At 61.7% G+C, this 25,327-nt stretch carries 21 protein-coding genes and 1 pseudogene; 4 read left to right on the top strand and 18 right to left on the bottom strand.

Annotated elements, in window-relative coordinates; all coding sequences use genetic code 11:
- Window positions 1-286: 286 nt before the first annotated feature.
- Window positions 287-1,156, bottom strand: a complete 870-nt coding sequence (locus tag OP495_RS01685) for a DUF72 domain-containing protein (protein ID WP_280562436.1) — start codon at window positions 1,154-1,156, stop codon at window positions 287-289.
- Window positions 1,157-1,433: 277 nt separating this feature from the next.
- Here OP495_RS01685 and OP495_RS01680 point away from each other — a divergent pair, with 277 nt between their 5' ends.
- Complete coding sequence (locus OP495_RS01680; RefSeq protein WP_280562435.1) at window positions 1,434-2,546, top strand: MltA domain-containing protein; 1,113 nt, start codon at window positions 1,434-1,436, stop codon at window positions 2,544-2,546.
- A 30-nt stretch (window positions 2,547-2,576) separates the two neighbouring features.
- Window positions 2,577-3,497 (top strand): oxidoreductase, encoded by a 921-nt coding sequence (locus tag OP495_RS01675; RefSeq protein WP_280566738.1) that lies wholly within the window; start codon window positions 2,577-2,579, stop codon window positions 3,495-3,497.
- A gap of 25 nt (window positions 3,498-3,522) precedes the next feature.
- On the opposite strand, the gene hemB is transcribed toward OP495_RS01675, so the two are convergent.
- The 15 genes and pseudogenes from hemB to OP495_RS01600 all read right to left on the bottom strand — a co-directional run bounded on the left by hemB (window position 3,523) and on the right by OP495_RS01600 (window position 20,639).
- A complete protein-coding gene (gene hemB, locus OP495_RS01670; RefSeq protein WP_280566737.1) occupies window positions 3,523-4,497 on the bottom strand; it encodes a porphobilinogen synthase in 975 nt (324 codons plus the stop codon).
- 186 nt (window positions 4,498-4,683) lie between these two features.
- Window positions 4,684-5,699: pseudogene (locus tag OP495_RS01665) on the bottom strand (IS30 family transposase).
- Window positions 5,700-6,412: 713 nt separating this feature from the next.
- A complete protein-coding gene (locus OP495_RS01660; RefSeq protein ID WP_280566736.1) occupies window positions 6,413-7,921 on the bottom strand; it encodes a tripartite tricarboxylate transporter permease in 1,509 nt (502 codons plus the stop codon).
- 14 nt (window positions 7,922-7,935) lie between these two features.
- Window positions 7,936-8,403: a tripartite tricarboxylate transporter TctB family protein gene (locus tag OP495_RS01655; protein WP_280566734.1), complete on the bottom strand. Its 468-nt coding sequence runs from the start codon at window positions 8,401-8,403 to the stop codon at window positions 7,936-7,938.
- Between the two features lie 145 nt (window positions 8,404-8,548).
- Complete coding sequence (locus OP495_RS01650; protein WP_280566731.1) at window positions 8,549-9,505, bottom strand: tripartite tricarboxylate transporter substrate binding protein; 957 nt, start codon at window positions 9,503-9,505, stop codon at window positions 8,549-8,551.
- Window positions 9,506-9,945: 440 nt separating this feature from the next.
- Window positions 9,946-10,911, bottom strand: a complete 966-nt coding sequence (locus tag OP495_RS01645) for a tripartite tricarboxylate transporter substrate binding protein (RefSeq protein WP_280566728.1) — start codon at window positions 10,909-10,911, stop codon at window positions 9,946-9,948.
- Between the two features lie 71 nt (window positions 10,912-10,982).
- The gene (locus tag OP495_RS01640; RefSeq protein ID WP_280566726.1) at window positions 10,983-12,107 is read right to left on the bottom strand and encodes an amidohydrolase family protein; all 1,125 of its coding nucleotides are present in this window, start codon (window positions 12,105-12,107) and stop codon (window positions 10,983-10,985) included.
- Entirely contained in the window at window positions 12,091-13,287 is a 1,197-nt protein-coding gene (locus tag OP495_RS01635; protein WP_280566724.1) for an alpha-hydroxy acid oxidase, read from the bottom strand. Before OP495_RS01635 ends, OP495_RS01640 begins: the two co-directional genes overlap by 17 nt.
- Before the next feature lie 28 nt (window positions 13,288-13,315).
- A complete protein-coding gene (locus OP495_RS01630; RefSeq protein ID WP_280566722.1) occupies window positions 13,316-14,251 on the bottom strand; it encodes an SMP-30/gluconolactonase/LRE family protein in 936 nt (311 codons plus the stop codon).
- A 2-nt stretch (window positions 14,252-14,253) separates the two neighbouring features.
- Window positions 14,254-15,549, bottom strand: coding sequence for a TRAP transporter large permease (locus OP495_RS01625; protein ID WP_280566721.1), 1,296 nt, complete (start codon window positions 15,547-15,549; stop codon window positions 14,254-14,256).
- Entirely contained in the window at window positions 15,549-16,073 is a 525-nt protein-coding gene (locus OP495_RS01620) for a TRAP transporter small permease (RefSeq protein WP_280566718.1), read from the bottom strand. Before OP495_RS01620 ends, OP495_RS01625 begins: the two co-directional genes overlap by 1 nt.
- Window positions 16,074-16,096: 23 nt before the next feature.
- Window positions 16,097-17,080 (bottom strand): TRAP transporter substrate-binding protein DctP, encoded by a 984-nt coding sequence (gene dctP, locus OP495_RS01615; RefSeq protein WP_280566716.1) that lies wholly within the window; start codon window positions 17,078-17,080, stop codon window positions 16,097-16,099.
- Window positions 17,081-17,629: 549 nt separating this feature from the next.
- Entirely contained in the window at window positions 17,630-18,907 is a 1,278-nt protein-coding gene (locus OP495_RS01610) for an MFS transporter (protein WP_280566714.1), read from the bottom strand.
- A 2-nt stretch (window positions 18,908-18,909) separates the two neighbouring features.
- Complete coding sequence (locus OP495_RS01605) at window positions 18,910-19,587, bottom strand: RraA family protein (RefSeq protein ID WP_280566711.1); 678 nt, start codon at window positions 19,585-19,587, stop codon at window positions 18,910-18,912.
- A 59-nt stretch (window positions 19,588-19,646) separates the two neighbouring features.
- A complete protein-coding gene (locus OP495_RS01600) occupies window positions 19,647-20,639 on the bottom strand; it encodes a hydroxyacid dehydrogenase (RefSeq protein WP_280566708.1) in 993 nt (330 codons plus the stop codon).
- Between the two features lie 168 nt (window positions 20,640-20,807).
- Here OP495_RS01600 and OP495_RS01595 point away from each other — a divergent pair, with 168 nt between their 5' ends.
- Both OP495_RS01595 and OP495_RS01590 read left to right on the top strand, forming a co-directional pair.
- Window positions 20,808-21,689, top strand: a complete 882-nt coding sequence (locus tag OP495_RS01595; RefSeq protein WP_280566705.1) for a LysR substrate-binding domain-containing protein — start codon at window positions 20,808-20,810, stop codon at window positions 21,687-21,689.
- A 112-nt stretch (window positions 21,690-21,801) separates the two neighbouring features.
- Entirely contained in the window at window positions 21,802-22,503 is a 702-nt protein-coding gene (locus OP495_RS01590) for an IS30 family transposase (RefSeq protein WP_280566702.1), read from the top strand.
- A 45-nt stretch (window positions 22,504-22,548) separates the two neighbouring features.
- Here the strand turns inward: OP495_RS01590 and glmS are convergent, their stop codons facing one another.
- Window positions 22,549-24,381, bottom strand: coding sequence for a glutamine--fructose-6-phosphate transaminase (isomerizing) (gene glmS, locus OP495_RS01585; protein WP_280562432.1), 1,833 nt, complete (start codon window positions 24,379-24,381; stop codon window positions 22,549-22,551).
- 16 nt (window positions 24,382-24,397) lie between these two features.
- Window positions 24,398-25,183, bottom strand: coding sequence for a DeoR family transcriptional regulator (locus OP495_RS01580; protein WP_280566700.1), 786 nt, complete (start codon window positions 25,181-25,183; stop codon window positions 24,398-24,400).
- Between the last annotated feature and the right edge of the window lie 144 nt (window positions 25,184-25,327).

Below are 25,327 nucleotides of genomic sequence, written 5' to 3'. Positions count from 1 at the left end.
TGTTGTTGCCACGTCCCCGGGCATGGATCGCACACCGCGACATGGAGCATGACAGGTCCTTGCGAGCGGCTGGGATCTGACCACCGATCAACAAGGAAACCGCACCGCTCGCAGCGATGTCAGTCACCGTAAGGGTGTCGATAAACACCGATTGAAGAGACGACTGTCCTCGACGTCGCCCACAGAGAGGCGCCATTTTAGCGGCAAGTTTTAGCCAAGACCATTCGCGTTATAGCATCAAGCCATCGACGACACGTCATACCCCGCCATGGCGTTATCACCGCGGTTAGAAAAGCGCGCTCTGCCGCTCGCCGGGAAAGGCCTCGAGAGGCGGTAATTCGACGCGTTCGGCCAGGCGTGCATAGAAGCGTCGCGCCAATTGTGGCGCTTGCCGGTTATCCGGCGTATGCACAAACAAGAAAGGGGTTTTCCCCTGTTTTATCCACAACACCAGGCGTTCACACCAAGGAGTGAAAAGTCGCTCGTTGATGGCCATATCAGAATGCCCGATGAAACGCACGATAGGCATATTTGCCGTGGAAATCACGTGTAACGGGCGTTTCGGCTTTTCACCCTGCGCCTTTATCAAGCGCGTATCGGTGCCTGCGGGCGTGGCGAAAAGCGGCCTCACATCGAGCATGACCCGATCCATCCCCAAAGTTATCAACAAGCGGTTCAATTGCTGCTCTGCCGCCCCTTTGTGGAAAAAATCACTATGACGCACTTCCACGGCACAAGGGCTTGCCGACGGCCAGTCTCTCAACAATGTCTCCAACGCTGGCAGTTCCCGAGCCCCGAAATCACGCGGCAATTGCACCATCGTCGGTCCTAGCCGGTCATGTAACGGCGCTAGCGCTGCAAAGAACGTCTCGAGCTCCTCCGCGACGCCCACCAGGCGCTTTTCATGCGTGAGCCGCGCCGGCAGCTTGAAGCAAAAACGAAAATCCGCCGGTGCCTGACGCGCCCATTGGGCGATGGTCGCCGCCTTGGGCGGCCCGCTGTAGAAGGTCGTATTGCCTTCCACGCTAGTGAACACGGCACCGTAATCGTGCAGCATGCCCTCCTGTGGCGTGTGTTGCGCGTAAAGACTGCCGCACCATTCGCCGTTGGCCCACATCGGCAAACCCAGGAACAAACGTGGCCGATCCTCCGTCATGACGCGCCTCGCAATTGTATCGCCTGCATCTCGCCGCCATGATGCGCTGCATGAAGCAGCCTCATCGGGCCCGTTTCCTGTGTCATGTCATGCCTCCATCTGCGACGTCGCAAGGGTAAAGGGTACCCCAACGTCCCGACATAGTTCGCTCTCGCGTCTGCATGTGTTCCACGTGAAAGGTTGAAACAAGATGCCACTGGCACGACTCGCCTCGGCAAGGCATCATCGCTGGCGACACTCATTCCGGGAGTCGACCGCCAAGGTGCCTTGCTTGTTCATGCCATTGTCGCGACCGATCATCGATGCCGCTCACACCCTGCGCCTACTGGCACGCACGGCGTGGTTGTTGCCGCTGTTGGTACTGGGAGCGTGCAGCTCTCAGCCGCCCGCACCGAGCACGCCATCGCCGGTAGCGTCCGAGCGCATGCGACCCATGGAATGGCAGGCACTGCCCGGCTGGCGTGACGATCACGTCATCGCCGCCTGGAGCGCGTTTCTCGCCAGTTGTCCGCAGCTTGCCAAGAAACCTCGCTGGACATCGGTCTGCGATGATGCCCAGCAGGTCGATCCGCTCGATGAGCGCGATATCACGCGCTTTTTCGAGATGCGCTTTCAGCCTTACCGCCTCACTAACGACGATGGTTCCACCACGGGCACGATCACCGGCTATTACGAGCCCATTCTGCATGGCGCGCGTGAGCGCCACGGACCTTATCAGACGCCGCTCTATCGCTTCCCCAACGCCTGGCAAGCGGCGCCGCAGCGTGTACGTGCCACGCAGCGCACGTTGCTGGAAAGCGGTGCCCTAAGCGGTCAGGAACTGGTCTGGGTCGACGATCCCGTCGAGGCCGCCTTCCTACAGATCCAGGGGTCGGGACGTGTCCGGCTGGACGACGGCGGCACCATGCGTGTGGCCTTCGCGGGATCCAACAATCAGCCCTTCCGCTCGTTCAATCGCGCCTTGATCGAACGCGGGGAAATCGACGCTTCCCAAGCGACCTTGCCCGGTGTAAAGGCCTGGGCCAAGCGGCATCCCGAACGCGTGGAAGAAATGCTGACCGTCAACCCGCGCATGGTGTTCTTCCGAGAGCTGGATAGCGACCATCCCCACACTGAGGGGCCCATCGGCGCCCTCGGCGTGCCCCTGACCGCGGAACGCAGTCTAGCCGTGGATCCCTCACGCATTCCGCTGGGCGCACCAATCTTCCTGTCGACCACACAGCCGCTCTCGAAAGAACCCTTGCAACGTCTGATGGTCGCCCAAGATACCGGCAGTGCCATCAAAGGCTCGGTACGCGCGGATTTCTATTGGGGACACGGCGAAGCGGCCGGTGAACGCGCCGCACGCATGAAGCAGGAGGGTCGCCTGTGGGTACTGATGCCGAAATGAGCCGATCATCGGGCCAAGAGAGGAAAACGCATGAGTGAAGATCGCCACACCACGACCCCGTTGGCCGTGGTCACCGGCGCTACCGCCGGGCTAGGACTCGAGACCGCCAAGGGCCTGGCCGCGCAGGGCTATCGCGTGATCGTCACCGCACGCAACGTGGAAAGAGGCGAGCTGGCCTGCCACGCCATTCGCGTCCATGCGCCGCATGCCGAGGTGCACGCTGAGCCGCTCGACCTCGACAGCCTCGAATCGGTACGCGACTTCGCCCGGCGCTTGACGCAGACCGAGTCTTCGCTGGAACGACTGATCAACAACGCCGGCATCATGGCCCTGCCGCGCCTCGAGCGCACACGGGACGGCTTCGAACGCCAGTGGGGGATCAATTATCTGGGCCATTTCCTGCTCACCAGCGAGTTGCTGCCACTGCTTACCGCCACGACGGCGCCCCGCGTGGTACAACTCTCGAGCCTCGCCCATCGTGGCGGCCGTATCGCCTTCGATGACTTGAACGGCGAGACGCACTACGACCCCTGGCGCGCCTACCGGCAATCCAAGCTCGCCATGCTGTTGTTCGCCCAGGCACTGCAGAAACACAGCGATGCCCAAGACTGGGGACTCAAGAGCCTGGCTGCCCATCCCGGATTGTCGCGTACCGCGCTGTTCGACCACGGCGTAAAAAGCCGTCCTTTCATCGGTAGTGTCTTCAAGCTTGGTCTGCCGCTGATCAGCCAATCCGCCGCCGAGGGCGCCCGCCCCACGCTGCATGCCGCGCTCAGCGATCGCGTCGGCCCCGGCGATTACATCGGGCCCGACGGTATCGGCGAGACCCGTGGCGCACCCAAAGTGGCGCACCGCGCCCGCAACACACGCGATTCAGCGGTCGAGAAATGCCTTTGGGACGTCTCATGCGAGCTCACCGGCGCACGCTGGGACACCACGGCCCCCGCGTAACGCCTTACAGCCCTTCTTCCAACTTCTATAGCCCTTCTTCCAGCAACTGGGGGGCGAAGTAGGTCATGATCAGGTCGGCACCGGCGCGACGCATCGAACCCAGCGTCTCACGGATCACCGCCGCCTCATCGATCACGCCCTGTTGCGCCGCCAGGCGAATCATCGCGTACTCGCCGCTGACCTGATACGCCACCAACGGCAACAAACTGTTGCGGCGGATGTCCGCCATGATGTCGAGATACGCCAGCGCCGGCTTGACCATCAGGAAATCGGCGCCCTCGGCCTCGTCCGCCAGCGACTCACGCAGCGCCTCGCGACGATTCATGGGGTCCATCTGATAGGTCTTGCGATCCCCCTGGAGTTCGGTGCCCGCCGCTTCGCGGAAAGGCCCGTACAGCGCCGAGGCCAGCTTGGTGGAATACGCCATGATGGGGATATCCTCGAAACCAGCCTCGTCCAGCGCCGCGCGAATCGTTGCCACCTGGCCGTCCTGTGCCGCCGAGGGCGCAATGATGTCGGCCCCCGCCCGGGCAGCCGCGACCGCCTGAACGCCGAGATTACGGATCGTCAGGTCATTGTCGACCGTGTCACCCTTGAGGATGCCGCAGTGGCCGTGCGTGGTGTATTCGCAGAAGCAGACATCCGGAATCACCATCATCTCGGGATCGGCCGCCTTGATGATGCGCACCATGCGCGACACCAGGCCATTGTCGTCCATCGCATCGCTGCCACTGGCGTCCTTGTGATGCGAAATCCCGAACGGCACGATGCCCTTGAGACCCAACGCACTGAGGCGTTTCACTTCCTCCGCCAACTGGTTTTCCGGAATGCGGTACTGCCCCGGCATTCCCTCGATGGGTACGAAGTCGTCCGCACCCTCCTCCACGAAGATCGGATAGATCAAATTCTCCGGGCGAAGAGAGGTTTCGCGTACCAGATCGCGTAGCGACGACGTACGCCGCAGGCGCCGCAGACGGGCCTGAGGAAACTGAGCAGGCATGTAAGACTCCTTGATCGCCGCCGAACGCGGCGCCCGGCGTTAAGAACCAGGATGTATTTTATAGCACGCTAACAAAATAGCTGTGGAATTAAAATAAAGATTCATCCCAAGTCTTGCATAAACACACAAATTTGGTCACTTTTTAACCATATTTCTCGGCGGATACAGGCTCTGAATGCAACACGGTTATTGAATTGACGATGGGCCGTTCTGATATTTTTTCATTAGCGCGTTCATCATCTCGATAGGGTTCTTGAAGTCGAACCGCTTGCGAGGCCGTATGTTGAGCTCATAAGCGATGGCGTCCAATTCATCCTGCGTCACCACGGATAGGTCAGTGCCTTTGGGTAAATACTGACGGATCGAGCCATTAATGTTCTCGTTGCTTCCTCGCTGCCAGGGGCTGTGAGGATCGCAAAAATAGATGGCTACGCCGGTGTTCTGTGTGATCTCCGCATGACGGGCCACTTCGCGTCCCTGATCGTAGGTCAGCGTTTTCCGCACGGTTATCGGCATCCGATTCAAGGCGGCACTAAATCCCTCGACAGCCGACGTGGCTGTCGCGTCGTTCATCTTCGCCAGCATCACGTAGCCGCTACTCATCTCGACCAGCGTTCCGACGGCCGACGCGCTATTCTTGCCCTTGATCAGATCACCTTCCCAGTGGCCGGACATCTCACGCTTCGCGACTTCTGGCGGTCGCAGGTGAATGCTGACCATGTCGGGAATCTAGCCTCGTCGGTCAACATCGCCATGGCGCGGTTTGCAGGTCGAGTTTCCCTGGCGCAAGCAGTAAATCAGTTCCTTGCGTAGTTGCCCGACAGGCAGTGCATAAATCGCGTCGTAGATTGTCTCGCGACAGACGTAAGCCTCTTTGAGGTTGGGTATATCCATGGTCTTGAGCCTGCCGGCAATCTGTTCGGGAGACAACCGTTGCCGCAGCAGGTAAGTGACAAGTTCCAAACGCTCGCTGCCTGGCAGCAGCTTATGCTCGGGGCGGCAGACCTCTCGCCGTTGCTGATGCAGCTGCTGAGCATGGCGGACACAATAGCGCGCATCTGGCGTCTAGTTACGCTGAAGCTCGCGGCATATCTCGAGGGAGAACGCTCCATGACGGCGGCGACTTGCCGGATACTCATGCCTTGGGCTCGGCTAACCTGCAGGGTGGCACGTTCTTCAATGCTGAGTTCGACGTAAGACATGGGGCAACACCTTATCGGAATGATCAGGTGTTACACTCAGAATCTGCGGCCGAGGGGTCTTCAAGCGCCACATCTGCCGGCGTTCGGTTACTCAATGCAATTGCAGGGGCTCAGTACCCAGCGTTTAGCACCTTCTCGGCTCCCAAAAAAACCGCTCAGCGGCTTGCCAAACATCTCTCTCGCAAGGAGCGCTTGGAACCTCGCTTCCAGCATCATGCGCATCGTGCCACTACTACAGCTCTCCAGCCTCGGGGGTTCGAGTTCGCAATGTTGCAGAAGCTGCATCGAGCGAGTAAGGGCAGTCTTCCAGCAAGACTGTCTCGGGCATATCTTTCTCATGAGCAGAAGGAGTCCTTTTGTAATCAAGCCTCCACCTCATCACAAACAGCGTCGTTTTGTTCTGATGGGACGAGTTTGGCGCGAATCTCAGAGCTTCGGCGAAAGAAAAGTGGTCTGGAATGGTCAAGGAGTAGTCCCCACGCAGGTAGGCGATGATATCGCCACTCATAGCGGCCATGTAGGAGCGGTCGCTTTGCAAGCATTCCAAAGTCTGCAAATTCTAGCAGTGTCATGAGTTCGCACCCTCTCGCGGTTGCCTGTCCACGATCAGAGTAACTTACTCAATGAAAATGGCCCCATTCCCAAGCGGAAAAGAGCATGGGGCACCAGGTGTCACCGCACTCTCTTGTATCGCCAGCGGTTACCGGCGGGCGTCAGGAGGTTGAAGGCTGCGGCTTATTGCGACGCAGTACGCGGGAGATCAGCGGCATCAGTACCACCAGCAGGATCATAGCGATGATGACCTGGGAAGTCGTACTGGCAGTCAGCACGCCCCACTCGCCGCCGCCGATGCGCAGCGCCAGGCGCAGGTTTTGCTCGGCTAAGCTGCCGAGGATCAGGCCCAGCACCACCGGCGGTAACGGAAACTTCAACTTATCCATGAAGTAGCCGATCAGGCCAAAGCCTAGCATCAGGTAGACATCGAACATGCGGCCGTTGATCGAGTACACACCCACCAGCACCAAGGTGATGATAAAGGCGCCGAGCAGCGGGCGCGGCAGGCGCAGCACCTGGGCGAAGCTGTTGGTGGCCAGGGCGCCACCGAGTATGATCAGCAGGATGGCGGCGAACAGGAACTGCCACATGAAGCCGAACACGATGTCGGGGTTGTCGCGGAACAACATCGGGCCGGGCTGCAGGCCGTGGATCAGCAGGCCGCCGAGCATCACCGCCGCCACTGCGGTGCCGGGGATGCCGAGCGTCAGGGCGGGGATCAGCGCCGAGGCGGTATCGGCGTTGTTGGAGGTTTCAGAGGCTGCTACGCCCTCGGGTTCGCCCTTGCCCCAGTTGTCAGGGTTGTGGGAGGCGCGCCTCGCCTCGTTGTAGCTGAGGAAGGCTCCCATCGAGCCGCCGGCGCCCGGCAGGATGCCGACGAACACGCCAATCACTGCGGAACGCAGCCAAGTCTTCCAGAACCGTAGCATGCTGGGAATGGCCTTCCAGATGCTGACGGTGTTGAGCTTGCCAGCGGTGGAGGTGTCGACGTCTATGACCTCCTCCAGCAGGGCGATCGCTGGCGGCAGGGCGTACAGGCCGACCAGCAGCACCACGATGTTGATGCCGTCGAGCAGTTCCAGGTGGCCGAAAGTGTAGCGGTCAAAGCCGGAGATGGTGTCCAGGCCGATCAGCGAGACGAAGACACCGAAGCAGGCGCTCATCAAACCCTTGAGAACGTCACCGCCAAGCAGGAAGACGATGGCCGACAGGCCGAAGACGGCCACCCAGAAGACCTCGGAGGGGCCGAAAAGAAGCGTCACCTTGGCCAGCGGCGGGGCCAGCAGCATCAGCACGATGGCCGAGGCGATGCCGCCAATGGCGGAGGACACCACGGAGACCTGCAGGGCGTAGCCGCCCTTGCCCTGCTGGGCCATGGGGTAGCCGTCGAAGCTGGTGGCCACGGCGGCCGGAGTGCCGGGAATGCGCAGCAGCACCGCGGGAATCGAGCCGCCATACATGGCGCCGTTGTAGATGCCGGCCATCATGCCAAGCGCGATCAGCGGGTCCATGCCGAAGGTGAAGGGAATCAGCACCGAGACCGCCATGGTGGCGCTGAGCCCGGGCAGGGCGCCGATGCAGATGCCGGCGATGACGCCGATCACGACCGCAGCAAAATTTCCGAGTGACAGCACCGCCGGGAGTGCATCAATCAAACTTCCATACATGTGTCAGCCCTCCGTCAGCGGATGAAGAATTCAGTGGGAAGGTCCTGGCCCATCAGCAGGACGAATATCACCGCGAGGCCACCGGTAAAGATCAGGTCGGCCAGCAGCAGCCGCTTGATGTCGCGATAGCCGAAGCACCACGCCACAATGGGCACCATGACCGCGGTAGTGGTGTAGAAGCCGATCAGGCTCACGCTGCCCACATAGAGTCCGATGGACGCGATGATGCCGAGAAAGCGTGGCCTGGAATCGAAGATCCGGTGGCGTGGTGCCTTCATGCGCTCGCTGCGATGGGCGACGAAGACCCGCAGGATCAGCAGCGCAGCGAGCCCGATCAGCCCGATCAGCATAGTGATCGGCAGCACCGAGCTCATGGTCGGCATGTCGGGCGTGCGTAACAGCAGAAAACCTGAAACGGCCATGATGGCAATACCGGCGATGAGGTCGGGATGTGGCGCACGCTTGGAAGCTGTCGGTTTCATAATGGATCCTATCTGTCTTGCTCACAGAGTGTTCGCCCTGCTCCATGGAGCGAGTCGACACGTCGAGGAGGCCGTCTTGTCGCGTCACGCATTGTGGCGACGTAGCCTGCAAGGCCGGGGCAGTGAAAGGCCCCGGTCGGCCATCTTATTTCCAGGGAGAGGTGTTCCAGACGCGCTCGGCCAGCTCCAACTGCTCGGCGTTGAGCGCTTCGAAGCCTTCCCCGGTGGTTAGATTGACCGGGTTGCCTGATTTGAGCATGGCCTCTTGAAACTCCGGATCCTCGTAGGTCTTCTCGAAGGCGGTGATCAGGCTGGACTCGACGTCCTCCGGCAGGCCAGCGGGAGCGATGAAGCCGCGCAGCGAACCGTTGATCAGGTCATAGCCCTGCTCGCTGAAGGTCGGCACGCCTTTCAGCAGATCGGAGCGTTCTTCGGTGGCGATGCCCAGCACGTTGAACTCGTCACGGAAGTTGACCACCTCGGACAGGTTGATGATGCCCATGGTGACGTGGCCACCCATCAGCGCGCTGCGTGCCGGTGCGGAGCCGGAGAACGGCACGATGGTGTACTCGGCATCGGTCGCTTCGGAGAGGCGGATCAGGAAGAAGTGGTCATCGCCACCGAGGCTCGACATGCTGACGGTGACGGCTCCGTCCCGTTCCTGGGCGGCGTCGACCAGCTCATCCATAGTGTCGATGTCGCTGCCCTTGGGCGTGACGATTACGTTGGGATCGTTCACCACATTGGCCAGATAGCTGAAGCTGTCGGCGCTGTAGTCGGCGTCGCGGTCGAGGGTGCGCGCCATCATGCCGGGCAGGTTGTAGGTGCCGATGGTGTAGCCGTCGGGATCGGCCTGGGCCACGGCGGTCACGCCGATCTGGCCGCTGGCGCCGGGCATGTTCTTGACTACCACCGTGGCGTCGTTGCCGAGGTACTCCTCGAGGAAGGGAGCCACGGTGCGGGCCATGACGTCGGTACCGCCGCCGGCGGCATAGCCGACGATCAGGTCAATCTTTTTCTCGGGGTAGTCGGCGAGCGCCTGGGTCGAGGTGACGCTGGCAAGACAGAGGGCGGCGGCGAGGCTTGTGAGCTTGGCATTCATTGTTGTACTCCCGTTGACGTTCACGGATGGTCGAGAAGGCCGGTAGGCCTGTTTGGCGCAGTGAACCGTACAGAATGACTGGATCAAAGCGAATAGTTTTTCACTTTGTCGTAAGTTTATCTGTATTAATGGAGAGGGATCGGCGTCAGCCCCATGACAGCGGGCTTTGCTGTTGGCGGCGTCATAGGCCGCCATATCGGCCTTTACGACTATGGTCTGGGGGTGTTCCGGGAGCATGGAAGGCGTATCTGCCGCTCAGGAGCCCTGCCGGTTGGCGCGAGCGAAGGACAAAACAGGGTGTCGAAGCAGATGAGCGACCGGGTGAGAGAAGAGGGCTAGAGAAAAGCGCGAAAGAAAAGCGCTCGCCAGCGGAGGGAAAAGAAGCAGCCGAACATCGAGCAAGAGGAGGGCGGGGCCCGCCCTCTATCTGTCGAGCCGTCTTATTTCCAGGGTGTTTCTTCCCAGGTACGCCGCGCCACTTCGTCCTGGACCTCCGCTAGGTCGTGGTAGTCGTCGCCGTAGATGACACTCAGCGGGTTGCCCTGCTTGGCCATGTCGGTGCGGAAGTCAGCGTCTTCGGCCATCTCATCGAGGGCACCCAGCAGCGTGGCGCGGACATCGTCGGGCAGGTCGGCCGGCGCGGCCAGGCCGCGGAACGAGCCCATCTCGATGTCGAAACCGAGCTCGCTGGCCGTCGGTATGTTCGGAGCCTGTTCCAGGCGCTTGTCGGACAGCACGGCCAGCACACGCAGCCCATCCTCGAAGCCCACGGTCTGGCTGAAGGCCATGGTGCCCATGGCCACATGGCCGCCCATCAACGCGCTGCGGGCCTGGGCGGCGCCGTTGAAGGGCACATAGTTCAGCTCGATGTCGGCCGCCTCGGCGAACTGGATGGCGGAGAAGTGATCATTGCCGCCCAGCGCGGATAACCCCACCGGCATCTTGCCGTCGATATCCCGGGCCGCGGCGATCAATTCCTCCACCGAGGTGATGCCCGAGTCCTTTGGCACCACCAGGGTGTTGGGGTCGGCGACCACGTTGGCCAGCCAGGTGAAGCTGTTCAGGTCGTAGTCGGCATCGCGGTCGTAGGTCAGCGCCATGGCTGCCGGCAGGTTCATGGTGCCGATGGTGTAGCCGTCCGGGTTGGCCGAAGCCAGGGCCGAGAAGCCGATCTGGCCGCCAGCGCCGGGCATGTTCTTGACCACCACCGTGGCGTCGTCACCCAGATACTCCTCCAGATGATTGGCGACGGTGCGGGCCATGACGTCCGTGCCGCCGCCGGCGGAATAGCCGACCACAAGACTGATTGGCTTCTCGGGGTAGTCGGCCTGGGCCAGGCTGGCACCGGCCAGCAGCGAGGACGAGGCAAGAGCGGCGAGGGACAGCTTGAGTAGTCGTTGTGTCATCTTGGCGTACTCCATTGTTGTTGTTTCGGTTGTTGTTGAGATCGTTGTAACGATGGCTGTACCGGTGGCGGTCATCGAAGGTGTTCGGGGCCGGCGGGCAGCCGGTAGATCCGGGTGGCCGTATCGCGGAACACGGCGTCGCGCTCCTGCTGGCTCCAGGAGCCGGTGAGGCGGTGATAGGCGTTCCACAGCACGCCGTAGGAGAAGCCACCCTTGTCGACGGGAAAGTTGCTCTCCAGCATGCAGCGCTGCGGTGTGAAGCGTTCGATACAGGCGTCCACGTCCGGGGCGATGGCCTCGGCGAGCTGCCGCGAGTCCGGTGGCTCAGCGCCGGTGTCAAAGCCAAAGCCCATGATCGGCATGCCGAAGCCGCCGATCTTCAGCATCACCTTGGGGTGCTCGGCCAGCCTTGCCAGGCCGTCGCGCCAAGCCTGGCGATGGGGCGGCTCATGGCCGCTGCGAGCGGCATAGGGCCCGACGCCCAGCGGTCCGCCGGCGTGATTGACCACGATCGTCAGTTCCGGCACGCGCTGCGCCAGGGTGGCCACTTCGTCGAGCTGGGTTTGGTAGGGCCATACGTCCAGCGACAGGCCGCGACGGGCCAGTTCCCGCGCGCCCTGAATGAAGGCTGTGCTGACCATCAGCCCCTCCGGCGCCGGCACGGGGTTGGAGCGCACGGCCGGGTCGGGATGCGCGGCGACCGGCACGCGCACGCCGCGAAAGCGCCCGCCGCCGGCCTCCATCAGTGCCTCTAGCACCGGCGCGACGTCAGCGCCCAGCAGCAGGTCGGCATGGCCGACGATACCTGCGGCTACGTCGGTGGGGCCGTAGTGACCGCTGCGCGCCTGGGCGGAGATCCCGCGCACGAATTCGACTTCACCGACCGGGCGATAGGCCTCCGGGCCGCCGGCGCGGTACATCGTCCGACACTGCACGTAGACCGAGGCGGTCACCCGATGACCGCTGTCGCCGATGTCTTCGGCGAACTCCTCGAGCAGATAGCGAAAGCCCCGCCGGTCCCACAGGTGGTGGTGGGCATCGACAATCTCCTGCTCCGGGACCAGCGAGGGCTCACTGACTCGGGCGAGCCAGTCCGGCCGCGGTGGCGGGTTCGGCGTGGCCACGTCGGGGCGCTGGCGCCAGGGCCGCTCGTCGGCAGCGTCTGTGCCATCCTGGTGGTCATGTCGGGGCAACACGAGCGTCTCCCGTCGTCGAGGAGTGAGGGGGCCAGGGCTCGCAAGCCGGGTCGAGCACGGCCGAGGCATCGAGCTCATCCGGCGAGCGCAGCCCCAGCAGGCCCAGGTTGCGGTGGATCTCGCTCTGCATGATCTGGACCGCCTGGCCAAGTGCCTGCTCACCGCCGACCGTGGAGGCGAACAGAAAGGGGCGGCCGATGAAGACGAAGTCGGCGCCCAGCGCCAGGGCCTTCACCACATCGGTGCCGCGGCGAATGCCGCCGTCGAGCATGATTGCCATGTCGCCGGCCTCGGCCTTCGCCAGCGGCAAGGCACGCATCGCGGAGATGGCGTGGTCGAGCTGTCGCCCACCGTGGTTGGAGAGCACCACGCCGTCGCAGCCGAGCGTGCGTGCCATGGCAACGTCGTGGTGGGACAGCAGCCCCTTAAGCACCAGCCGGCCCTTCCACTGGTCGCGAATCCGCCGCACATGCTCCCAGTTGAGATGATCCTTGCGGCCGAAGTCCCGGGCGGCTTGGCGCGAGACGATGGGCGCACCGCGCCGGGCGTCGGAGTTCTCGAAGTGGGGCATGCCGCGCTGCTGGAGCGTGCGCAGGAAGGTGCCGGCCACCCAGCGCGGTTTGGTGCCGAAATCCCACAGCATGCGCGGGGTGAAGCGCAGCGGCGTCGAGAAGCCGGCGCGCAGGTTGTTCTCGCGGTTGGCCAGCACGGCGGTGTCCGCGGTGAGCACCAGCGTCTTGTAGCCCGCGGCCGCGACGCGCTCGATCAGCGCCGCGATGCGCTCCTCCTCACCGGGCACGTAGGCCTGGAACCAGGCCCGGGGATTGGTCGTGGCGACCTCCTCCATACGGGTCAGCGAGGAGCCGCTCAGCACGTAGGGGATGCCCTCGTGCCCGGCGACCCTGGCGGCGACGTTGTCGCCGTCGAGTGCCATCAGCGCGCTTATGCCCATCGGCGCGATGCCGAACGGCGCCGACCACTCGTGGCCGAACAGGCGCCGCCGGGTGTTGCGTCCTTCCACTCCGCGCAGCGTCCGCGGCACCAGCTTCAACGCATCGAAGGCGTCGCAATTGTCGGCGAAGGCCGCCGAGGTCTCGGCGGCGCCGGCGACGTACTGGAACAGCGGACGGGGAAGCCGCCGCCGGGCGGCGGCCTCGTAGTCGTCGAGATTCAGAATCATGGTGGCGAGCTCGCGTGGCTCCGGGAAATCACTGGCCCCAGCCGGAGGCCATGGGGAAGCCGGCGACGGGCAGCTCGGCGCGTAGAATGGTGCCAGAGTCGGACTCGGTGATGAACAGCGTGCGGTTGTCCGGGCCGCCGAAGGCGCAGTTCGTAGTGCCGAGCCCGCGGGGCGATTTCACCACCGCGATCGGCACGCCGAGCGCATCGTGCACCCACACCAAGCCCATGCCCGTCTGGCAGACGATGACGCCGCCGTCCTCGGTCAGCGCCAGGCCGTCCGGCCCCGCGCGGCCGCCGGAGAACTGCAGGAAGAGCCCGGCCTTGATCACGCGTCCGCTGTCCGAGATCGGCAGGCGCCACACGGCATTGGCCCGGGTCACCGCTACGTAGAGCGCGTGGCCAGTCTTGTCGAGCACCAGCCCATTGGGGCTCGGCACCCTGTCGATCAGGCAGTCCAGCCGCCCGCTGTCAGGGTGCCAACGGTAGACGCGGCCACTGGGGTCCTGCAGACCGGTTTGGCCCTGGTCGGTGAAGTACAGCGCTCCGTCGGGGCCGAAGTGCAGGTCGTTGCAGCCCTTGAAGCCCTCGGTGTCGGCATCGCCCAGCGCTGTGGTCACCTCGCCGATGTCCGGGTTCAGCCGCATGATGCCGTTGCGGAAGTCGGCGATGTAGATGCGCCCAGCGGCGTCGATCTTGAGGCCATTGGGCTGGCCGTCGTACTCGGCGATCTGCTCGACGGATCCGTCCGGGGCGGCGCGGAAGATCCGCCCGAAGGGAATGTCGATGAACCAAAGGTTGCCCGCGAGATCGAAGGACGGGCCCTCGATAAAGCTGTCGACCACCGCCCCGCGCCGGTTGCGATCCGCCCAGTAGGAGCGCTGGCCGGTGCGTCTCAGCGTCGTGGGCAACTCGGTGAAGACCTCGGCCTCAATCAGGGCCGGGTCGGGATGGGGAAATGCCATGTTCAACCTCCAGAGGTCAGGGTGGGGAACCACAGGGCGATGTCGGGGAACCAGATCAGCAGCACCAAGAAGGCTAGGATGATCAGGAAGAAGGGCAGCACGCCCATGACCACGTCCTCGACCTTGACGGTGGAGTCCGAGCTCGCGACTACGAACAGGATGATGCCCAGCGGCGGGGTCAGCTGGCCGAGCTCGACCAGGATCACCACGAACACGCCGAACCACACCGGGTCGATGTTCATCGCCATCAGCACCGGGAAGATGACCGGCACGATGATCGCGATCATGCCCAGGCCTTCCATGAAGCAGCCTAGAATGGCGAAGGTCACCATCAGCAGGATCAGGAACATGAACGGCGACATGTCCGTCTCGGCCACCCAGCTGACCAGATCCTCGCCGACGCCGGACAGCGCCGTGGCATAGGCGAAGATCATCGAGATGAAGACGATGAACAGCACGTTGCCGCTCATCACCAGGGTGCGGGAGACGGCCTTGCGCAGCATGGCCAGGTTCAGGCGGCGGTAGGCCGCGGCGATGATGATCGCGCCGACCACGCCAACGGCGCCGGCCTCGGTCGGGGTGGCGATGCCAGCGTAGATGCTGCCCAGCACGAAGCCGATCAGGATCATGAACGGCACCACGTCGAGCGCCGCCTTCAGGTAGTCGCCGAGCGCCAGTTTGGTGGTGTCGCGCGGCACCAGCGAGGGATTGGCCAGCGAGCGGGCGGCGATGAAAAGGCTGTAGCAGGCCGCCAGCAGGATGCCCGGCACCAGCCCGGCCGCAAACAGCTTGGCGATCGAGGTCTCGGTGAAGGTGGCGTAGATGATCATGGTGATCGAGGGCGGAATCAAGATGCCCAGGGTGCCACCGGCGGCCAGCGAGCCCGCGATGATGCGCTTCTGATAGCCGCGTGCGGACAGCGCCGGCAGGGCCACGGTCGACATGGCCGCGGCGGTTGGGGCGCTGCCGCCTGCCACGGCGGCGAAGATGCCGCTGCCCATGATGTTGGTGTGCAGAAGCCCGCCCGGCAGGCGCCGCATGAAGGGGGCGATGCCGTTGTAGAGCCGGCCGCTGAGGCCGCTACCGAGCAGGATCTCGGCCATCAGGATGAACAGCGGGATGGCGGCCAGGGTGAAGCTGTTGGCCGCGCCCCAGCTGACGAGCCCGAGGGCCTTCCAGCCGGCGAAGCCCTTCATCAGCCACAGGTAGCCGAGGGCCGCGGCCCCGACGGCGAACTGCACCCACAAGCCGCCGATGATCAGCAGCAGCAGGGCGGAAAAGGTGATTATCGCTTCCATCAGCGTTTTCCTCCGATGCCGAGCTGGAGCAGGGCGCGTTCGAACAGGAACAGGGTCATCACGGACAGGCCCACCGGCAGCAGCAGCTGCGGCATCCACAGCGGTGTCATCAGGGCGGTGGGGGCCACGTTGCCGCGGGAGAACGAGCTCATCACCAGTTGGGAGGAGTACCAGATCAGCACGCCGCAGATGCCGATGGCGAGCGCGATGTAGAGAAGGCCGAGCACTTGCCTAACCCGAGGCTGCAGGACGCCGTACAGGAAGCTGACCTGGAACAGCGCGTCGTTGCGGATCGCTAGGCTGGAGCCGAACAGTGTGGTGGCGATGACCAGGTAACCCGAGAGTTCTTCCACCACCTGAAGGGAGCTGCTGAAGAACAGCCGCGAGCCGATCTCGGCGACAATCAGGGTGGTGAGGGTTATCAGCCCCAGGCCGGCAAGAAGGCGCACTAAAGCGGCAAGGGCGTCAAAGACGGGGCCGGCGGAGGTCGGCCCTTGTCTTGTTTCATGCGGGGAGTCAGACACGTTGCGGTCCTCTGACGGTTCGATCACTTGTCGAGTGCGTTGAGCACGTCCTGCAGCGCCTGCTCATGCTCCGGGCCGGCGTCGTTGGCCCACTGCTCCCAGAAGGAGGCAAGGGCGTCCTGAGCCTTGTCGATGTCTGCATCGCTGGGCTCGATGATGGTCATGCCCGCTTCCGCCTGGGATTCCTTCTGGGCCTGCTCGTTGATCAGGAAGGCCTCGGTGATGTTGGCGGTCTCTTCGCTGACGATGGTGGCCAGGGTCTCCTGGTCGGCCTCGCTCAGCGACTCGTAGGCATCGGTGTTGGCGATCACGGCGCTGTAGGCGTAGTTCACCGGCAGGCGATAGTTGTAGTCGAGGAACTCGTGCCAGTTCTTGGCGCCGCCGGCGCTGGCGGTCAGCACGCCGTCGATCACGCCGCGCTCGAGCGCAGTCGGCACCTCGGAGCCGGACAGGGTGATCGGCGAGCCGCCGAAGGCCTCGACGAAGGCGCCCTGCTCGGGGGAGGTCACACGGATTTTGTGGTTCTCCAGGTCGTCGAGGGAGTCGATCTCGAACGAGGTGAAGATGACCTGCTGCGGGTAGCGGTAGGCGCCCAGATAGGTGACTCCCTGCTCCTCGAAGCCTTCCTCCAGGTAGGGCGTCATAGCCGCGTAGGCCTTGTCCCACTCCTCGTCGTTCTCGATCAGCATCGGCAGATTGAGGATTCGGGCGATGGGAACGTTGCCGGAGAAGAACAGGTCGGCCGAGAAGTCGATGAAGCCGTCGCCCACCGCCTGGGTGATGTCGCTGGAGGCGATCTGCAGCGTCTTGCCCAGGTGCAGCGTGATCGACAGGTCGTCGGTCTCGGAATCGACGCGCTCGGTGATGCGCTCCATGCCTTGCACGGCTGCCGTGGTGGAGACCGAGGAGTAGGTGTAGCCCGTCCAGTCGGCGGCCTGGGCACTGCCTGCCGCGGCGGCGCTCATGATGATCAGGCTTGAGGCCAGAGTGTGCGTGACGTTTTTCATGTCCCTATCTCATTAATCGTTGTTGATGTGGCTGTCGTTCGAAGGGTTGGCGTTACAGCAGGATGTGACGTTGGATTCACGCTTTGACGGATCACTAGACGTTGGTCGAAGACCGGAAAGCCGCGTGCTGCGGGCCTTTGCAACGCCGGCAAGCGTGCTCTGTAAATAATTGAACATGAAAAGACATTCTGTATAAAGCGCGATTTTCTTGAAGAAAGATGCAGGAATTCTTTATTCGCGGAACGGTTTTTGTCGATTTTGTATATGCGACTTTAGTCTTTCTTTGTGAGCTTGTGATCTGGCTGAAGCTTTAAAGCGAGGAGATGTGTTAGAGATGTCTGTTGGTAGTTGGGCCATGAGGCGGGTATCACCTGAGTGGAATTTAAGCCTCGCATCCCGGAATGGGCTACCAAGAGTATGCGCCTAAGGCAGGGTTTCGCTGGCCGCAGCTAGTTTGATTTATCTCAGGGTCTTAGCTTTTCCTGTGCATGAAGATGCTCCATGGACTGTCAACTGATTTATTCTTTTCTCCTTACTGTAAAGCTTTTTCTAATGCCTGAAATTGTCGTGGGGATGGCAACGTGATGTTCTTCTGCTTTCTTTCCGAAGAGCCGAGAGGAGGATCAGCAACATTATCAGTATCGGTAGGCTGCCCAAGGCAAAGATGATTCGTTCAGATGACTCGTCGGAGAAAACCCCGACTGCCATAGCTCCCAAGCCTGGTAGGCCACGAAAAATCATTGTGTAAAGTGACAGCACCTTGCCTCTAATCGAATCTGGAACTTGCGTTTGCAGAACAACTTGAGTGCAGATTCCATTCGCAAGGATAGCTCCCGACAATAAGGTAAGGCTCAATAATGCTGTCCACAGCACGTTACTCATCAAAAAGAGTCCGCATGCCAGGGCTGCCGAGAGGCCGAAACCTATGGTCAATGAAAGTGGCGTGCCTCTTGTCAGGAGTATTGAGGTCAACAGCGCTCCGATCATCGCCCCCAGTCCTTGAGCCGAAGTCATCCAAGAAAAGGCCCTTGCGCTGGCGTCCCCTACGGCGACATGATCGGCAAACGCGGGTAACAGTTCGAAGATGGGCCGGTAGATCAACGCCATGAGTGCGAAGAACAACAACAAGAGCTTATGCTGTCCCGTCAGGCCATGACGAATCGCCGACCAATACGAACTTTGGGGATTGTCACCAGCCGGGTTGTCCGGAACGTTGTCCTCTTGCCCGTTTCCAGAGGGTTTCTGACAGGCAAGCCGTGACAGTATCAGTGAGAAAAGAAGGTAACTAATAACATTGAATATGAAGATCGACCAGAGTGCTCCCCATGTCAGGGCTAGACCAGCTGCTGCCGGCCCCAGCATTCGCGCAAGGTTGAACACCATCGAGTTGATCGCCACCGCACCTGGCACATCTTCCTTGGTAACGATGCTGCCGACGACGACCATGCGTGTTGGGTGGTCGAAGCCGTTCAGAATTCCAGTCAACCCTGCTGCCAAAAGCAATAATGCCGGGCTGACAAGCCCGGCCATTGTTGCCATCAGCATTATACAAGAGGGAGCCGTCGATAGGAGTTGTAGTCGACGTGCTAGATGAATTCGATCTTGTCGATCGACTAGAGAACCTGCAAAGGGGGCTACGATAACCGATGGTAGAAGATCGGCCATCGCCATTAACCCCAGCATGAAGCTGGATTGTGTGATGTCCCAAGCGAGCCATAGCAAAACCACACGTTGTGCCCAGGTGCCAACTGCCGAAGCCGCGTTGCCCACGAGGTACATACGAAGGCGAGCATTGATCAGCGGTATTGCGGCTTTCGGCAGGCGCAATTTTAGCCCCCTAGGTTACAGCCAGTAGCTTCGAGAGCCTTGTCGACCCAGGAGCGATCGTTTTGGCCCGCTTGGATAACAGCCATCTGCTTATCTTCGGCGGCTTGCTTCGCTTGTGCGGCTTTGAGCACTGTCGCGGCGGCGTCGTAGGGCACCGCCACTACGCCATCGGCGTCGCCGAGAATCAGGTCACCCGGTTCGATGACCATGCCCCCCAGGTTGATCGGTGTATTGACCTCACCAGGGCCGTTCTTGTAAGGGCCACGATGAGTCACTCCAGAGGCGAAGGTAGGTAGATTGGTCTCGCGGAAACCGTCCAGGTCGCGAAGCGCGCCATTAAGAACGAAACCTGCCACACCCTTCTTGACCGCGTAAGCAAGCATCAGCTCGCCCATCAAGGCATTCGTGGTGTCTCCGCCAGCATCGCAGACGATGACGTCACCGGGTTCCGCCATGTCGATCGCCTTATGCAGCATCAGGTTATCACCGGGGCGAGTACGGACCGTAAGCGCGACTCCGGCTAAGTTTCCATCGCGATGCATGGGACGAAGGCCTGAGCCGCCAGCGAATACGCGGGACATGCTATCACTAACCACTGCAACGGGTAGTTCCGAGAAAGCTTTCACGATTTCGACGTTGACACGACGCGTGCGCTGAAGAATTCTATTTCCGACTGTCATTGCATCACTCCTCCGAGAGATGAACACCTGAAGAGGGTTTCTTGTGTTGATTGGGCTGCCTAGGATCCGGTAGCGGCTACCAGAGCATTGACCTGGCGCGCTTTTGAAAGAACATTGCCGGCGAGGAAGTCGACAATACCCTTGATAGCCAGCTCTCCGACGCGGGTTCCCCCTTCCTCGGTGACGCCAGCGATATGCGGTGTGAGGATGACTTGTTCGCAGGAAGCCAAGGAACTCACGCCGGAGGGGGGTTCTTGCTCGAAGGTATCGAGTCCCGCGCCCGCGAGGTGGCCGCTTTCCAGAGCGGACAGAAGCGCAGCCTCGTCGATCAGGCCACCGCGAGAGGTGTTGACGACATAGCTGCCGACCGGCATCAGGGCGAGGGTCTCGGCGTTGAGCAGGTGTGTGTTGTCCTCGGTCAGCGGGCAGTGCAGGCTGACGATGTCGGACTGGCGAAGCATGTCTTCGAGACGCTCGATGCTGCAGGCACCCATGGACTCGATGGCGTCCGCGGATGCGTAGGGGTCGTAGACCATCACATCTAGGCCCATGCCCTCCACTAGCTTAGCCGCGGCGGCGGCGATGGCACCGCCGCCGATCAGGCCCAGGCGCATACCGGACAACTCGCGACCGAGGAATTCGGCCTTCTCCCAGCGCCCCGCACGCATGCCTTTGTCCAGCGGCATCAATCGCTTGACGGTGGCGAAGATCAACGCGACAGCGTGTTCGGCGACAGATACGGCGTTCCCGCCAGCGGCGCGGATGACCTGAACGCCGTGCCGGGTAGCCGCATCGACGTCAATATTGTCGACACCGGCCCCGTGCTTCGAGATCACGCGCAAGGATTGGCCTGCCGCTATGGCGCCAGCGGTGAACTGCCCCATACGAGAGACGATGCCGAGCGGATCGTGACGCTCAATAAATGCAACAAGCATATCCTCGGAGGGATACGAGGGGGTATGGACCACGGTAAATCCCGCGGCTTCGGCCATGTCCTTCGCACTCTTGGCAAGGTAAGGGCCTGTTACCAGAATCGTCGGGTTCGTCGCCAAGTTAGATCCTCCCTAATCAGCGTCGAGCCGCACCGGGAGTAGCTCGGCGTGGCATCGCTGGTTGCTATCTTTTTTTGAACTGTTTTTATGTTACAGGAAAGATAGGTTTACAAAAGCGAATATATTTTGCTCTTATGTGAAGAATAACTTCATATATCGGTAAAATGCATGGATACTCGCCAGCTTCGTACCTTCATCGCGATCGCCGAACACGGCACATTCGCGCGAGCGGCCGCGGTGGTGAACCTGACGCCCTCCGCAGTCAGCCAGCAGGTCTATGCACTGGAGCAGGAGCTCGACACCAAGCTGTTCAATCGAGAGTCGCGCCCACCGACGCTCAATCTGCAGGGGCTGAAGATGCTGGAGACAGCTCGACAGGTGCGGGCTTTGGTGGATGAGACCCGGGGTGTGCTATCCGGAAAAAAGATGACCGGTACCCTCAATATTGGCTCGGTGCGCACCAGCACCATCGGGCTGCTGCCAAAGGCCATCGTGGCGCTACGCCAAGAGTTTCCGGAGCTGAACGTGAACCTGCGGGTGGGGATGTCGTCGACGCTGATCAGCGATGTCAACGCCGACCGGCTGGACCTGGCGGTGGTCGCTGAGCACTCGGGGGTCTCACGCGACCTGCTATGGTCGCCGTTTATTCGCGAGCCGCTGGTAGTGATCGCGCCACCTAGCACGCCGCCGATGCCGGTCAAACAGCTGCTGGAAACCCTGCCCTTCGTGCGCTTCGGCAGCAACGTACCGCTCGGAGCGCTTATCAATAACGAGCTAGCTCGTCTCGGCATTGCCATTCAGGATATCGCCGAGATCGATACGGTACCTGCCCTCGTAGAATGCGTAGCGGCCGGGCTCGGCGCCAGCATCGTGCCGGATATCGCGGTGCGCGAGAACGGTCGCGACATGCTGACCCTGCCTTTTGGCGAGCCCCAGGTCTTCAGACAGATCGGCATGATCCATCGTGCCGGCTCGGCTAAGGCCGAACTGCTAGCGGCATTGCACAACAAGCTTGCGGAAATGGCGGGAGAGTTTGGTGTGTACCTGTAGGCTTCGCGACCTGGATTCATAGAATAACCGCAGCACTTTGGACCGCCAGGTAGAGAAAGGAGGGTCAGCGCCGGTACCCTTCTCGACCTTACCTACCAAAGTGAAGCAGAGCATGGGATACCGACAGCTGACCCAGACCCAACGATACCAGATTCACGCCCAACAAGGTGTCAGTATGAGCCAGCGGCAGATCGCCAGAGCGCTTGGCATTCACAACAGCACCGTCAGTCGCGAATTGCGCCGTAATGCCTCTCCCGATGGCTACGATCCCCGCCAGGCTCAGGGCCTCAGTGATCGGCGGCGGCGCACTACCTGGAAAGTGACAAAGCGACTCCCCAGCCTCATGCGCTGGGTGACTGATCAACTGGCTAACGAATGGAGCCCTCAGCAAATCAGTGGCTTCATGGCCAACGCCAACGGCGCTTATGTGAGTCATCAGTGGATCTATTCGTTGATCTGGGATGACAAGGCGCGGGGTGACGACCTGTGGCGATGCCTGCGACAGCCCAAGCGGCGGAGCAAGTACCGTGCACAGACCAAGAGCGCCGGACTCGGCAAGATTCCGAACCGAGTCGGTATCGAGCACCGCTGCGCTGAGGTGGATGATCGACTCACGATTGGCCACTGGGAAGGCGATACGGTGCTCAAGGGACACAAGCAGTCCAGATTGGTCACGCTAGTCGAGCTGAGAAGAACCGTCAATAAGCTGAATGATCGTCCCCGAAAACAGCTCGGCTATCGGACACCGGCACAGGTTTTCCTGGGGGAATACTCAGGGGCCCTGGATACCGCAGGTGCTGCACTTATTAGTTGAATTCAGGTTTTCATCTCACAATAGCCCAGCCGACAAAATGTCGCATCATTCCACCGTCACCGACTTCGCCAGGTTGCGCGGCTGATCGACGTCGGTGCCCTTGAGCACGGCGACATGATAAGCCAGCAATTGCAGCGGAATCGTGTAGACGAGGGGTGCCAACGCCTCGCTGACCGCCGGCACACGCAGTACATGCAGATGCTCGGATGTTTCGAGGCGAATGCCCTCATCGGCGAACACGAACAACTCGCCACCGCGCGCGCGAACTTCCTGCAAGTTGGATTTCAGCTTCTCGAGCAATTCGTCGTTGGGCGCCACGGCGATCACCGGCATCTCGCTATCGACCAGCGCCAGGGGACCGTGTTTCAGTTCGCCCGCTGGATAGGCCTCGGCATGAATATAGGAGATTTCCTTGAGCTTTAGCGCCCCTTCCAGGGCGATCGGGAAATGCGCGCCGCGTCCTAGGAACAGCGCATGGTGCTTTTCGGCGAACGCCATCGACAACTGCTCGATCTCGCCATCCAGGGCCAGCACCTGGTTGATCACTCCAGGTAGCTCGCGAAGTCCCTGGACCAGCGGTGCATGCTCGCCATTGGCGCCCCGCACACGGCCCAGCGCCAGGGCCAACAGCATCAGCGCCACCAGTTGGGTGGTGAAGGCCTTGGTCGAGGCGACGCCGATCTCGGGGCCTGCCTGCGTCATCAGAGTAAGATCCGACTCCCGCACCAGCGAACTGCCCGGCACGTTACAGATCGCCAGACTGCCGAGATAGTCACGCTGCTTGGCGAAGCGCAGCGCCGCCAGAGTATCAGCGGTCTCGCCGGACTGGGACAGCGTCACGAACAGCGTGCCTTCGGGCACTACGACCTCGCGGTAGCGATACTCCGAGGCCACTTCGACCTGAGTGGGCACGCCGGCCAGTTTCTCGATCCAGTAGCGCGCCACCATGCCCGCATGGTAGCTGGTGCCGCAGGCGATGATATGCACCTGGCGCACGCCCTCGAACAGCGACGCGGCTTCCGCCCCGAAACTGTTGACCAGCACCTGATGATCGCCGAGACGTCCTTCCAGCGTGGCCGCGATCACCTGGGACTGCTCGTGGATTTCCTTGAGCATGAAGTGACGATAGCCGCCCTTGCTGGTCACGCTGTCGCCATGCTCGAAGATGGTCACCGGACGCTCGGCTCGATCGCCGCTCGCCTCGAAGAGCTCGATCTCACCGCCCCGAGCCAGGCGCACCACATCGCCTTCCATCATGTAGATGAAACGGTCGGTGACCTGCAATAACGCTAGCGGGTCGGAAGCCAGGAACGCCTCGCCGATACCCACGCCTACCACGAGAGGGCTGCCCTTGCGTGCACCGACGATTGCATCGGGCTCGGCACGGTGCACCACCGCCAGGGCGTAGGCGCCTTCCAGCAGTGCCACGCTGCGTTGCACGGCCTGCAGCAAGTCCTGAGAAAGGGTGAACTCACGCGACAACAGGTGCGCGATCACTTCGGTGTCGGTCTCGGAGGTGAAGACGTAACCCTGGGCTTCGAGCTCGGCTTTAAGCGCCTCGTGGTTCTCGATGATGCCGTTATGCACTACTGCCAGGCTATCGCCGGATTGATGCGGATGCGCGTTCTGCTCGCTGGGACGACCGTGCGTGGCCCAGCGCGTGTGGGCGACACCTAGGGTCCCCTTGAGCGCCGTGTCGGCGAGTTTCTCTTCCAGGGCCGCTACCTTGCCCACCGCACGCTGACGATTGAGGCGCGCATCGTCGGAAAGCACGGACATGCCCGCCGAGTCGTAGCCGCGATACTCGAGACGACGCAAACCTTCAAGCAGGATTTCCTGCACATGACGCTCGGCGACGGCCCCTACGATTCCACACATATTGAACTCCTTGTCTTCATTCGTTGACCGCGGCGCGGATGACGGCGATGCCCTGTGCCTCGATGTGTCGACAGGCATCCGCATCGAGTCCCTCGTCGGTGATCAGGGTATGAATCCGTTCCCACGGTAGTTCCAGATTGGGGATGCGCCGACCGATCTTGTCGGATTCGACGAGCACCACGACTTCGCGCGCGACTTCGGCCATCACCCGCGATAGCCCCAGCAATTCGTTGTAGGTGGTGGTTCCGCGCCCCAGGTCGATACCATCGGCACCGATGAACAATTGATCGAAATCGTAGAAACGCAACACCTGCTCGGCGACCTGACCCTGGAAGGATTCGGAGTGCGGGTCCCAGGTACCGCCGGTCATCAGGATCGCCGGCTCGGGCTCCACCTCGCGCAGGGCATTGGCGACCGACAGCGCATTGGTCATCACGACCAGCCCCTCGCGTCCGCCCAGTTCGGGGATCATCGCTGAGGTGGTGGTACCGCTGTCGATGATGATGCGATTGTGAGCACGGATACGCGCACTCGCCGCCCGCGCGATCGCTATCTTTCGAGGCGAAAGCGGAGAATTGGCCTCGGTCAATATCTCGCTGGGCAGGGGTACGGCACCACCGAAGCGGCGCAATAGCAGGCCACTCTTCTCCAGAGTAGCGAGATCCTTACGCACGGTGACTTCGGAGGTTACGAAGTGGCGGGCGAGCGTGTCGACGCTGGTTTCACCCTGCTCATTCACGTAGGCCAGCATGGCATGGCGACGCTGGGCAGTATCGCGTTTGGGCATATCATCCTTATTCACGAAAGATATATCTTCCGAAACGAAACAATACGCTTATAAAACGCGATTTAATATCTTCGGTCAAGCGCCGCCCGGCGGCGAGGAGAAAAATCCTCCACCCGCGATGAACAACGTCATGCCAAGGGCGACGCTCCCTGGGACGCG

Source organism: Chromohalobacter sp. 296-RDG (assembly GCF_029889885.1).
GTDB lineage: Bacteria > Pseudomonadota > Gammaproteobacteria > Pseudomonadales > Halomonadaceae > Chromohalobacter.
Note: the sequence above shows the minus strand (reverse complement) of the source record. Positions and strands in the feature narration are given on the sequence as shown.

What these genes read in the sequence shown, in the direction of transcription:
- OP495_RS01685 (WP_280562436.1), bottom strand. Translation starts at nt 1,156, where the DNA reads ATGACGGAGGATCGGCCACGTTTGTTCCTGGGTTTGCCGATGTGGGCC.
- OP495_RS01680 (WP_280562435.1), top strand. Translation starts at nt 1,434, where the DNA reads ATGCCATTGTCGCGACCGATCATCGATGCCGCTCACACCCTGCGCCTA.
- OP495_RS01675 (WP_280566738.1), top strand. Translation starts at nt 2,577, where the DNA reads ATGAGTGAAGATCGCCACACCACGACCCCGTTGGCCGTGGTCACCGGC.
- hemB (WP_280566737.1), bottom strand. Translation starts at nt 4,497, where the DNA reads ATGCCTGCTCAGTTTCCTCAGGCCCGTCTGCGGCGCCTGCGGCGTACG.
- OP495_RS01660 (WP_280566736.1), bottom strand. Translation starts at nt 7,921, where the DNA reads ATGTATGGAAGTTTGATTGATGCACTCCCGGCGGTGCTGTCACTCGGA.
- OP495_RS01655 (WP_280566734.1), bottom strand. Translation starts at nt 8,403, where the DNA reads ATGAAACCGACAGCTTCCAAGCGTGCGCCACATCCCGACCTCATCGCC.
- OP495_RS01650 (WP_280566731.1), bottom strand. Translation starts at nt 9,505, where the DNA reads ATGAATGCCAAGCTCACAAGCCTCGCCGCCGCCCTCTGTCTTGCCAGC.
- OP495_RS01645 (WP_280566728.1), bottom strand. Translation starts at nt 10,911, where the DNA reads ATGACACAACGACTACTCAAGCTGTCCCTCGCCGCTCTTGCCTCGTCC.
- OP495_RS01635 (WP_280566724.1), bottom strand. Translation starts at nt 13,287, where the DNA reads ATGATTCTGAATCTCGACGACTACGAGGCCGCCGCCCGGCGGCGGCTT.
- OP495_RS01630 (WP_280566722.1), bottom strand. Translation starts at nt 14,251, where the DNA reads ATGGCATTTCCCCATCCCGACCCGGCCCTGATTGAGGCCGAGGTCTTC.
- OP495_RS01625 (WP_280566721.1), bottom strand. Translation starts at nt 15,549, where the DNA reads ATGGAAGCGATAATCACCTTTTCCGCCCTGCTGCTGCTGATCATCGGC.
- dctP (WP_280566716.1), bottom strand. Translation starts at nt 17,080, where the DNA reads ATGAAAAACGTCACGCACACTCTGGCCTCAAGCCTGATCATCATGAGC.
- OP495_RS01605 (WP_280566711.1), bottom strand. Translation starts at nt 19,587, where the DNA reads ATGACAGTCGGAAATAGAATTCTTCAGCGCACGCGTCGTGTCAACGTC.
- OP495_RS01595 (WP_280566705.1), top strand. Translation starts at nt 20,808, where the DNA reads ATGGATACTCGCCAGCTTCGTACCTTCATCGCGATCGCCGAACACGGC.
- OP495_RS01590 (WP_280566702.1), top strand. Translation starts at nt 21,802, where the DNA reads ATGGGATACCGACAGCTGACCCAGACCCAACGATACCAGATTCACGCC.
- glmS (WP_280562432.1), bottom strand. Translation starts at nt 24,381, where the DNA reads ATGTGTGGAATCGTAGGGGCCGTCGCCGAGCGTCATGTGCAGGAAATC.